Genomic DNA, 10878 nt, shown 5'->3' with positions numbered 1-10878 from the left:
CGCCGGCCACAGTGCCCACGCCTCGCCGGCCCCGGCGCTCACCCGGAACTGCGCGACCAGATCGCCCAGCCGCTGCGCTTCGGAGGAGAGGCTGCGGGTCGCCGCCGTCGACTGCTCGACCATCGCCGCGTTCTGCTGGGTCATGCGGTCGATCGTCCCGACCGCGACATTGACCTGTTCGAGATTGCTCGCCTGCTGCGCGGTGGTCTCGGCGATCGCGCCGACCTGGTTGGTCACAGCGCCGACCTGCGCGACGATCTCGGCAAGCAGGCTGCCGGTCTCGCCGACGAGGTTCACCCCGTCACCGACATGCGCGGTCGACTTGTCGATCAGCGCCTTGATGTCGCGCGCGGCCTCGGCGCTGCGCTGGGCGAGCGCGCGGACCTCGTTGGCGACCACTGCGAAGCCCTTGCCGGCCTCGCCGGCGCGCGCGGCCTCGACCCCGGCGTTGAGGGCGAGGAGGTTGGTCTGGAAGGCGATCCCGTCGATCACGTCGATGATCTGGGTGATTTCCTTCGCCGACTGCTCGATCGCGCCCATTGCGGCGACCGCCTTGCCGACCACCGCGCCGCCTTCGGTGGCGCGGGCGTGGGTCTGGGCGATGGCGCTCTTGGCGGCGCTGGCATTCTCGGCCGACTGGCGGGTGAGGCCGACCGTGGTGCCGACCGAGGCGGCGGTTTCTTCGAGGCTCGCAGCCTGTTGCTCGTTGCGCAGCGCGAGGTCTTCGGATGCGGCGCGGATCTCGTCCGAGCCGGTGCGCACGCCGCTGGCGGTGGCACGCACCGCGCCGATCATCGTCTCGAGCCGCGCGACCGAGGCGTTGAACGCCTCCTGCAACCGCTCATGCTCGCCAGGCGGCATCGCGGTGATGCGGTGAGTCAGATCCCCGTCGGCGAGGCGGTCGAGCGCGCCCGACAATGTCTCGACCACCACGGCCTGGGCTTCGGACTTGACCTTGTCGGCCTTGAGCGCGGAGCGGAAGGTCTCGATCGCGCGGGTCATCGTCCCGATCTCGTCCGCACGGTGGGTGGTCGTCACGCCCTTGTCGTAATCGCCCCCGGCCATGCCCTCCATGGTCTCGGCGACGACGTAGATCGGCCAGAGCACCTTGCGGCGGAAGCCGAGATAGGCAAGCGCAAGCGTGCCGAGCACCAGCAGGACGGCAAGCGCCCCGCCGGCGATCACCAGCACCTGGACCGTGGCGTTTTCCTCCTTCGCAGCGGCCGTGATCGTCTCGCTCTGTGCCACCAGCCTGTCGTTTTCGGCGCGGTGGTCGCGGTAGAGTGTCAGCAGCCGCTTGTGCGAGGCACGCACCGCCGATTCGTCCCAGCGCCTGGCAGCAGGCTTGAGCGACTGGTTGATCTCCTCCCAGAACGCCTTTCCGGTGGTGCTGGCATTGGCGGCGATCGTCTGCTTGAGCGATGCGTCGATCTCGCGCTGCGACCACTTGCGCTGCGCCTCCCAATACTCCTTCTCGAGCTTGTTCAGCCGTTCATCGTTGATCGCGTAGGCCTCGGGGTTGAGCGCCATGATGCTGGCGTTTCCGAAGGCCTCAACCAGAAACATCGGCGGAGGCAGGATGTCGGCGCGCAGATCGGCGAGCTGCTCTTCCGAGGAATCGAGCGCGCCGCCGTTGCGAATATGGTTCATCCCGATCGCTGCCAACAGCAGGATCCCGGCCACTATTCCCCCCAGCGCCATCGCGCCAGTCCTCGACAATTTCTCGATCGTCATGTGTTCGCGCCTCATTCAACCCCGCAGCACGACGGCCGATCGGGAAAAGTTGCAGGCGTCCCGTTAAATTACCGGCACATAAGGCCAATCTTACGGATCCCTATGCGCAAGCCCGTAGAGCGCAGGGGCGAATTTCTTGGCGGCTTGGTGCCTAATCCGCTTGGCGTGAAGCGGCGCCCCGGGCGCGCTGCCGTGCCAATGAGAGGCTGAACAAGCATGGCCAACGTACGTGTGATGGTAGTCGACGATTCCGCCGCGATGCGCGCGCTGTTCTGCGACATTCTCGACAATGCCAAGGGCGTGACCGTGTGCGGCACCGCCAAGAACGCCGATGATGCCCGCGAGCAGCTCGACAAGCTCAAGCCCGATGTCCTCACCCTCGACGTCGAGATGCCGGGCAAGAGCGGCATGGAATTCCTCGAGGAGGTGATGGAGACCCGGCCGATGCCGGTGATCATGCTGTCCTCGATCACTCAGGCCGGCACCGGCACCGCGCGCCGCGCGCTGGAGCTGGGCGCGGTGCATTGCTTCCCCAAGCCGCTGCACACCTCGCGCGAGGAGTTCGACGCGACCGTGCGCCAGCTCGGCGACATCGTTCTCAAGGCCGCCGCGGGCGAGCTCAAGCCCGGCGGCGAGGGCGCCGAAGGGGCCGCGAGCGGGGCGGCCAAGTATTGCTCCGACGGTCGCATCGTCGCGCTCGCCTGCGGGACGGCGGGGATGGAGAGCGCACGCCAGGTGCTCGCCGCCTATGACGCGGCCTGCCCGCCGACCATCGTGCTGTTCGATGCCGATCCCGCCGCCGTCGAGAACGCGGTGCGCGCGATGCGCCACTCGCTGCCGTGCCAGCTGGGCGACGCGGTCGACGGCGTCGCGCTCGAGGTCGGCAAGGTGTGGCTCGCGCATGATCCGACCCGCCACGTGGTGGTCGAGCCGGGCGAGCCGCCGCGCCTCAGGCTGGTCGAGCGCGATCCGGTCAACGGCTGCCGCCCCTCCGCCGACCTGCTGTTCGGCAGCCTTGCAAGGAGCGGCCTGCCGGCGCTCGGCGGGCTGCTCACCGGGAACGGCAACGACGGGGTGCGCGGCCTTGCGATCCTTGCCGAGGCCAAGGGCAAGGTCTTCGTCCAGCGCCCGGCCGATTACGCCCCGCGCGACCGCTACGATGCGGTGCGCGCGCAGGGGCTCGAACTTGCCGACCTGCGCCAGGAGGCGATCCCCGACTGGATCCTCGAGGCAACCAACGCCGCCGGATAGGCCGGGCGGGGGTCTGGGTGCTTGCCTTGTCCGGCGCAAAGGCGGACAAGGCCAGAGCCATGGCCTCAGCAATCAGCGCCCACCCCGACGATCCGCACTATGTCCACCGCACCGGCTGGCTGCGCGCTGCGGTGCTGGGGGCCAATGACGGGATCATTTCGGTCGCCTCGCTGATCATCGGCGTTGCCGCGGCGACGCCGGATGCGGGCCCCGTGCTGGTCGCCGGGGTCGCCGCGCTGATCGCGGGGGCGATGTCGATGGCGGCGGGAGAATACATCTCGGTCTCCTCGCAGGCCGATTCCGAGAACGCCGATATCGCCCGCGAGAAGGAAGCGCTCGCCGCCACCCCGGCCGACGAGGAGGCGGAACTCGCCGCGATCTACCGCGCGCGCGGTCTCAGCGAGGCAACCGCGGCTGCCGTGGCACGCGAGCTGACCGCGCTCGACCCGCTGGCCGCGCATGTGCGCGACGAGCTGGGGCTCAGCGAACACCTCGCCGCACGGCCGCTTCAGGCGGCGCTGGCCTCGGGCGTGACGTTCAGCGCCGCGGCCGCGGTGCCGCTCCTTGCTGCCTGGCTGGCCCCGCCCGGCGCGATCATGGTGACGGTGGTCGCGATCGCGGTGCTGGCGCTCGCGGTGCTGGGCGCGCTGGGTGCGAAGGCGGGTGCCGCGCCGCTCGTCCCGGCAACCCTGCGCGTCGTCGGCTGGGGCGTCTTCGCGATGGCGAGCACCGCAGCGGTGGGCCGCCTGTTCGGCGTCAGCGTCTAGCCGCGGCCCCGGTCCTGTCGGCAGCAAGTCGTACCGGATGGCACGACCTTCGCGCCGGCATCCGGCAGCAAGCAGCGTCCCTCGCCGCTCGGCAAGCTGCCGTGCCGGGCGACGAGATGGGCTTCTTCGGCATCTGGGATGCATCCGAGCGCGCGGCGTCGATCGATTGTCTCGCCGCGTATCAGGCTCGCCCCGCGACGGCGACGGCGACGGAAATAGATGACTAATCGGATAATAGTTCGCCCACCCGCCCTGGAGCCTTCGCGCGGATAATCGCTCTCAATCAGGGACTTGCTGACCGATGTCTTGATCCGGACGGAAAAGCGTCGCCGAATTGCCTTCCAGAGGCAACGAATCTGGCATGTCCGTCCCATAGCCGCGTCCCCCGAGGAAAGGGGACGACGTGAGGGATCTGCGATTCGTGTTGCTGGCGGCGGCCGCGCTCGGCACCGCTGCGCCCGGGCTGGCTCACCCGGGCGATCACCATGCGATCGAGGCGCCGTGGCAGGAGGCTACCGCCTGGCCCGACCGGATCATCGCCACCATCGACGCCGATCCCGCGCACGCGATCAGCGTCAGCTGGCGCACCGCGGCAGGCGTGACCGCCACCCGCGCTGAGATCGCTCAGGCCACGCCCGACGCGCGCTTCGATCTCGCGGCGCGCGCGGTTGCTGCCGAGACGCAGATCCTCGATCTCGAGGCGATCACCCACATCGGGCTGGCCGCGGCGGTCCCGCACAACCGCGGCCTGCCGCGGACGGCGCATCATGCGGTGCGGTTCGAGGGGCTCATGCCCGACACGCTCTACGCCTACCGGGTGCAGGGCGCCGAGGGCAAGTGGAGCGAGTGGTTCCAGACCCGCACCGTGCCTGCCGGTGGCCCGCTGCGCTTCATCTATCTCGGCGATGCGCAGAACGATCTCGATTCGCACTGGCCCCGCGTGATCCGCGCCGCCTTCCAGACCGCGCCCGATGCGCGCTTCATACTCCACGCGGGCGACCTCGTGAACCGCGGCTCGCGCGATCTGGAGTGGGCGCACTGGTTCCGGGCGGGCGGCTTCATCCACGGGATGATCCCCGCCATTCCCGTGGCCGGCAACCACGAATACGACACCTACGAGCTGGCCCCCGACCAGAAACACAAGCTGCTCTCCCTGCTGTGGCGCCCGCAGTTCCGCCTGCCCGAGGCGCCGGGTCTGCCCGAGGAGTTGCAGGAGACCGCTTACGAGGTACGCTATTCGCCCGACCTCCACGTCTTCGTGCTCGACAGCAACATCGGCGACATGACCGAACAGGCGGAGTGGCTCGACGCGCGTCTGTCCGCGAGCGCCGCGCGCTGGCGGATCGTGACCATGCACCACCCGGTCTTCTCCTCGGGCCGCGACCGCGACAACCCGGACAAGCGCGCGGTGCTGCTGCCGGTGCTGATCCGGCACAGGGTCGATCTGGTGCTCCAGGGCCATGATCACACCTATGCCCGCGGCACGCTGCCGGCGGGCGCGGGGCAGACCCCGGCCCGCACCGCGGCCACCGGCGGTGCGGGCGAGGTTGCGACGATGTTCGTCAACTCTGTCTCGGGCCCGAAGCAGTATCCCTTCAGTAAGGAGGGCTGGACGCAATATGCCCCGACCGGCGTGGTGCTCGACAGGCGCGGCGAGAACACCCAGTTCTACCAAGTGATCGAGATCGACGCGGGGGCGCTGCGCTACGCCGCCTACACCGCCGACGGGCGTCTCTACGATGCCTTCGCGCTCGCCAAGGCGGCCGACGGCACCAAGACCCTCACCCAGCCGGCCTACCTTCCGCCCGAGCGCAGCTTCGCGAATTCCATGCCCTATCCGCGGGACTGACCGCGGATCGACTTCCAGCACGCCAGACAGGGATCCAGCCACATGACCACGATCTTCCGCCGCACGGCCGCTGCCCTCATCGCCTCGAGCGCGCTTGCCGCCACCTGTCCGGGCACCGCCCTCGCGCAGCAGACGCCCGCCCCCGCCTCGGACGAGAGCGGCGAAGGCACCGTTACCGGGCGCGTTTTCGACGAGCGCACCGGCAGCTCGCTGCGCGGCGCGGTGGTGACCGTCGAGGGCAGCAATGCCCGCGAGGTCACCACCGAGGACGGCCGCTTCCAGATCCGCGTGCCCGCCGGCCGGAGCACGATCATGGTCGAATATGTCGGGTTTGCCGGTGCCACGCGGCAGATCAGCCTGCGCCGGGGCGAGCGCGTGAGCGCCGATTTCGGGCTCGACACGCCGGGCGGCGAGAACCGGATCGTGGTGCGCGCCGCGCTCACCGGGCAGGCGCTCGCGATCAACCAGCAGCGCACCGCCGACGGGATCGTCAACATCTATTCCGAGGAGACCTTCGGCCCTGCACCCGACGGCAACATCGGCTTCGCGCTCCAGCGCCTGCCCGGCCTCAGCGTCAACACCAACCAGGCCGGCGAGCCCACCGGGGTCAACATCCGCGGGGTCGAGGGCGATTTCAACTCCTTCCAGATCAACGGCAACCGCGTCGCCTCGTCGGGTGGGCGCGGGCTCAACCTCGGGGACTTCTCGAATGACGGGATCTCCAACATCGAGGTCATCAAGGCCGCCACCCCCGACCGCGACGGCGATGCGATCGGCGGCATCATCAACGTCATCACCCGCAGCGCCTTCGAGCGCAGCGGGCGGCGGATCGACGTCCAGGCGGGCGGCAATTACCGCGACCTGTCGGACAACTGGGGTTATTCGCTCAGCGCGCGCTATTCGGACATCTTCAGCCTCGGCGGGGATTACGACAATCTCGGCATCAGCCTGTCCTTCGGCAGCTACGAAATCGACCGCAGCTCGCGGAACCGCGACATGGACTGGGTGCAGGTGACGCCCGCCAACAACCCGCAGCTGAACCTGCCCGAAAGCGATCCGCCGGTGTGGTTCATGGAGAGCTCGCACTGGGAGGTCGACGAACAGCGCACCCGGGTCAACACCGGCAATCTCGACATCGATTACCGGATCGACGAATCCAATTCCTTCTACCTGCGCGGCCTCTACAGCCACACCGACCGCAGCAATGACGTCTTCGAGACCGACATCGACATCGACACCCGGTTCCAGGACGCGGTTGGCGGGCGCAAGACCTACGCGCTGCTCACCCCGACCTCGGGCCGCGGCACGCCCGGTGGGAGGAGGTGTTCAGCATCAAGGCCGATTTCGAGCACAGCCTCGATCTGGGCCGCAGCGAACTGACCTTCAAGACCGGCGCACGCTACTACCGCAGCGACTACAGCAACGACCAGAACGCCGATGTCTACGAGCTCGACGAAGCCTTCCCCTATGCGCAGATTCTCGAGCGCACCGACGCGGTGACGCTGGGCGGCGCGTGCATCTTCAACGTCTTCCCCGCGCGCGGGGTGGAGCTGCTCGCCAGCAATCCGGGCCTGTTCGAACTGAACGAGGAAGACACGCTCGAGGACAGCCTGTTCGAGGACACGACCTTCAACGAGGATCTCTACGCGGGCTACGGCATGGCGACCCTGCGCAGCGGCATCCACACCGTGATCGCCGGGGTGCGCTACGAGCGGATCGACTTCGACGGCACCAACTTCGTCGCCAGCTTCCTCGATGGCAACTCCACGATCGCGCCTGTGCGGGTGCAGAACTCCTATGATTTCTGGCTGCCCGGCATCCACTTGCGCCACGAGCTGACCCCGCGCCTGATCCTGCGCGAAAGCTACAACCGCAGCTATGGCCGCCCGCGCCGCGGCGAGCTGGCGAGCGGGCGCTTCGTCAACGAGGACGGCGACATCCTCGACGGCAACCCCAACCTGCGTCCGGCGGTGTCGGACAATCTCGATGCCCAGCTGGAATATTACACCGACACGGGGGGGCTCTATTCGGTCGCGGTGTTCTACAAGGACATCAAGGATTTCACCTTCGATTTCGTGGGCGAGTTCGATGCGCTCGATGCCAATGGCAACCCGATCCTCGTCGACAGCGGCGATTTCGAATACGAGGTGCCGCTCAATGGGACGAGCGCCACGAACTACGGCATCGAGCTGATCGCGCGGCAGAACCTCACCTTCCTGCCCGGCCTGCTGCGCGGCCTCAGCGTGGCGGTGAGCGCGACCTTCACCGAGACCGATGCCGATTTCCCCAACCGCACCGATCGCGACGATCTGGCGCTGCCGGGCTTCTCGGACTTCCTGTTCACCGGCACGCTCGAATATGCCTGGAAGGGCTTCAACCTGCGCGGCGACTACATCTATCGCACCGACTACGTCGAGGGCCTCGGCGACAGCATCGAGAGCGACGAATTCTTCGGCCCCGAACAGCGGGTCGATCTCGCCGCCTCCTACACCTTCGGCAATGGTCTGCGGCTGTTCGCCAACGTCATCAATCTCACCAACGAGGAACAGTTCTCCTACCAGGGCTTCGAGCCCTTCGTGGAGGATGCCAACATCACCGGGCGGACCTTCACCTTCGGGGCGGGCTACCGCTTCTGACGAGGCCTCTAGCCTGCGGCCCGACCACCACGATGGTCGGGCCCGCGGCCGGTCGATTTCCGATAGGATTCGAGGCCGATCCGCTCGGTAAGGGTCGAGAGCGCCTTCAAATCGAGCGCAGCAATGAAGGCCTCCATTGCTCGAACCGGATTGTCTTCCGACACCTAATCATCGAGCGCTGCCGGCAGCAAATAGTCCTGCCGGCGGTCTTCACCTTGGACGAGACGACCCATTCCAAAGCCTCCCGAAACCCGAGAGAACCATAGAATATTCCGGCGTTTTTACACAGCCTCGGGACAAGGCGGTCATTCCCCGCAACCCAACCGCATAACGGGAACTGCCAGAAGCGGCCATTCAACTTCCGGAGCGACGACGGTGGCTGGTCTCGATCGTCTTGTGTGGGCATGGCATGACGTATCGATCCGCGATTGGAATTCACGCCGAGGGCAAGCGAAGTATCGCCGCTGTTCCGCCGCCCGGTGCATCGCGTAGCGCGAAGGTGCCGGCATGCTGCGCGGCGAAGTTGTGCACGATGCTGAGCCCCAAGCCTGCCCCGCCCGTGTCACGATTGCGCGAGCCTTCACCGCGTTCGAAGGGGCGGAGCAGCCGCTCCCGATCCGCCTCGGGAATGCCCGGGCCTTCGTCGCGCACCGAGATGGCAACCTCACCCTGCGAACGCGCGATACCGACCGTGCCGCCACCGGCGTAGGTCACGGCATTGCTGAGAAGGTTCTCGATCGCCCGGCGGAAAGCGGGTTCCGGGACGCGGATCTGCGCGTCCTCCCCCGGTTCCAGCACGATCATCCCTCTCCCTGCGTCCATCGCGTCCACGATCAGTTCGAGCGCCGCGCGCACGTCGATCAGCGCGGCCGGTGCCGCTGCGTCGCGGGCGAAATTGAGCACCTCGCCGATCATCGCCTGCATCCGCTCGACATCATGCACCATGCGCGTGCGCTGCGGTTCGGGCACGCCTTCGATCCGCAGGCGCAGGCCGGTGAGAGGTGTGCGCAGGTCATGGGCGATGGCGGTAAGCATGCGAGCACGCTCGGTCGCTTCTTCGGCCAAGCGGTTCTGCATCGCGGCGATCGCGGCAGCCGCTTCTCGCAGTTCGCGGGGGCCCTCCTGCGCGATCAGCGAGGCATCGCTCCCCAGCGCCCCTGCCAGCGCGCGAAACGGGCGCGTCAATCGCCGCGCGAAGAACCAGGCGAGCGGGGCCAGCAGCAGCAGGCTGACGGCCAGCGCGATGAGGATGCTGCGCTGCCATCCGCCGAGGAACGGCTCGGCAGGCCGGACGACCAGCCAGCGCCCATCGGGCTGCCGCAGGCTGGCGGCGTAGGCGGGCAGCGGCAGATCTATCAGCACCTGCCGCAAGGCCCCTGTCGCGGCGGCAGGTTCGACCACCTTCAGCTTCGCCGTGTCGCGTTCGCGCAGGACGATCGTATCGGGCAGATCCTTGCCGAACAGGCGCGCTGCCTCGTCCTTTGGCATGGTCCGGACACTGACCGCGACTTCCGGTGCCGCGTCGAGCCGTGTCACCCGCAGATCGTCGGCGGACTTGCCGAGCTCGGCGGCGATCAGGCCTTCAATCATGGGAATTCGCGCGCCGGAAGGCGGCGCGGCGGTGATGCGCCGCTCGAACCCGGGAGTCTCGCTGCGCAGCGCCATGATCGCCTCGGACGCGACGATCCGCGTGGCCGGGGGCGGCGGCGCGGCAAGCACGATGACCGCTGTGGCCGTGACGCTCAGCACCGCCACCGCGATGCCGAAGCCGCCGATCGACACGAGAGCGCTGGGCGCGCGCTTCATGCCCGCTGCACCGCCGGCAGGAACCGGTAGCCCGCACCGCGCACGGTCTCGATCAGCGGGGCCGGGTCCGCTTCGGCGAGCTTGCGGCGCAACCGGCTGACGGCGATGTCGATCGCTCGGTCATAGGGCGCGGCATCGACCCCGCGGGCAAGGTCGAGCAGGACATCGCGCGACAGGACGCGCCCGGGCCGCCTGACGAAGGCCGCGAGCAGCGCGTGCTCACCCTCGGTCAGCATCAACGGATTGCCTGAAGGCGCGCGCAGGCGTCTTTGCTCGACATCGAACCACCACCCCGCAAACGTCAGGGCGTCGCCCGAAGCGCTGCCGGTTGCGCCCCGGTCGGCCGCCGGGCGTCGCAGCAGCGCTCGCACCCGCGCCAGCAACTCGCGCGGCTCGAAGGGCTTGGTCATGTAATCCCATGCGCCGACCTCGAGCCCCACGATCCGGTCGGTCACGGCATCGAGCGCGCTGAGCATGAGGATCGGCGTGCCGCTTGCGCCGAGCCGCCGGCACAGCGACAGCCCGTCCTCGCCCGGCATCATGACGTCGAGCACGATCAGGTCCGCGGGCGCTGCCGCCAGCGCGCGGTCGCAGGCCGCCGCATTCTCGGCCGCGCGCACCGCATATCCGTGCATCCCGAGAAAATCGGCGATCGCGTCGCGAATGCTCGCATCATCGTCGACGACGAGGATCGCGCTCGGGGAATCGGACAGGAGAGTCATGCGGTCGGGATAGCAGGGCTTTGTAGCATTGGCGTATCACGACCCGTTACACCCGCGCCATCCGATTGATACGCAAGGCTGCTCTTGTCCCCGCCAGGTTCACGAACTTGGAG

At 68.2% G+C, this 10878-nt stretch carries 9 protein-coding genes; 5 read left to right on the top strand and 4 right to left on the bottom strand.

Going from position 1 to position 10878, the window contains the following annotated elements:
- Nucleotides 1–1734, bottom strand: a 1734-nt coding sequence (locus tag AX692_RS17150) for a methyl-accepting chemotaxis protein (RefSeq protein WP_196491820.1), incomplete at its 3' end; no start/stop codon positions are given.
- Between the two features lie 216 nt (nt 1735–1950).
- Here AX692_RS17150 and AX692_RS17145 point away from each other — a divergent pair.
- From AX692_RS17145 to AX692_RS17125, 5 genes are all read left to right on the top strand, one after another.
- On the top strand, nt 1951–2985 hold the full coding sequence (locus tag AX692_RS17145) for a chemotaxis protein CheB (protein ID WP_081095420.1): 1035 nt from the start codon (nt 1951–1953) through the stop codon (nt 2983–2985).
- 59 nt (nt 2986–3044) lie between these two features.
- The gene (locus AX692_RS17140) at nt 3045–3752 is read left to right on the top strand and encodes a VIT1/CCC1 transporter family protein (RefSeq protein WP_073973535.1); all 708 of its coding nucleotides are present in this window, start codon (nt 3045–3047) and stop codon (nt 3750–3752) included.
- Between the two features lie 403 nt (nt 3753–4155).
- Complete coding sequence (locus AX692_RS17135; protein WP_073973534.1) at nt 4156–5601, top strand: FN3 domain-containing metallophosphoesterase family protein; 1446 nt, start codon at nt 4156–4158, stop codon at nt 5599–5601.
- Between the two features lie 42 nt (nt 5602–5643).
- Entirely contained in the window at nt 5644–6981 is a 1338-nt protein-coding gene (locus tag AX692_RS17130; protein WP_073973533.1) for a TonB-dependent receptor plug domain-containing protein, read from the top strand.
- Nucleotides 6924–8237 carry a TonB-dependent receptor domain-containing protein gene (locus AX692_RS17125; RefSeq protein ID WP_073973532.1) on the top strand — a complete coding sequence of 438 codons (1314 nt, stop codon included), beginning with the start codon at nt 6924–6926 and terminating at the stop codon, nt 8235–8237. Before AX692_RS17130 ends, AX692_RS17125 begins: the two co-directional genes overlap by 58 nt.
- A gap of 8 nt (nt 8238–8245) precedes the next feature.
- Here AX692_RS17125 and AX692_RS20710 read toward each other — a convergent pair whose 3' ends face one another.
- From AX692_RS20710 to AX692_RS17115, 3 genes are all read right to left on the bottom strand, one after another.
- Complete coding sequence (locus tag AX692_RS20710; protein ID WP_269135575.1) at nt 8246–8374, bottom strand: hypothetical protein; 129 nt, start codon at nt 8372–8374, stop codon at nt 8246–8248.
- Nucleotides 8375–8672: 298 nt separating this feature from the next.
- Nucleotides 8673–10043 carry a sensor histidine kinase gene (locus tag AX692_RS17120; RefSeq protein WP_073973531.1) on the bottom strand — a complete coding sequence of 457 codons (1371 nt, stop codon included), beginning with the start codon at nt 10041–10043 and terminating at the stop codon, nt 8673–8675.
- On the bottom strand, nt 10040–10765 hold the full coding sequence (locus AX692_RS17115; RefSeq protein ID WP_073973530.1) for a response regulator: 726 nt from the start codon (nt 10763–10765) through the stop codon (nt 10040–10042). Before AX692_RS17115 ends, AX692_RS17120 begins: the two co-directional genes overlap by 4 nt.
- Between the last annotated feature and the right edge of the window lie 113 nt (nt 10766–10878).

Origin of the sequence: Erythrobacter donghaensis (assembly GCF_001557325.1) — a bacterium.
In the GTDB taxonomy this organism is placed as follows: domain Bacteria; phylum Pseudomonadota; class Alphaproteobacteria; order Sphingomonadales; family Sphingomonadaceae; genus Erythrobacter; species Erythrobacter donghaensis_B.
This window is presented reverse-complemented; position numbering and strand designations above follow the sequence as displayed.

Coding starts and splice junctions, on each gene's coding strand:
- AX692_RS17145 (WP_081095420.1), top strand. CDS start 1,951: ATGGCCAACGTACGTGTGATGGTAGTCGACGATTCCGCCGCGATGCGC.
- AX692_RS17140 (WP_073973535.1), top strand. CDS start 3,045: ATGGCCTCAGCAATCAGCGCCCACCCCGACGATCCGCACTATGTCCAC.
- AX692_RS17130 (WP_073973533.1), top strand. CDS start 5,644: ATGACCACGATCTTCCGCCGCACGGCCGCTGCCCTCATCGCCTCGAGC.
- AX692_RS17115 (WP_073973530.1), bottom strand. CDS start 10,765: ATGACTCTCCTGTCCGATTCCCCGAGCGCGATCCTCGTCGTCGACGAT.
- AX692_RS20710 (WP_269135575.1), bottom strand. CDS start 8,374: ATGGAGGCCTTCATTGCTGCGCTCGATTTGAAGGCGCTCTCGACCCTT.
- AX692_RS17120 (WP_073973531.1), bottom strand. CDS start 10,043: ATGAAGCGCGCGCCCAGCGCTCTCGTGTCGATCGGCGGCTTCGGCATC.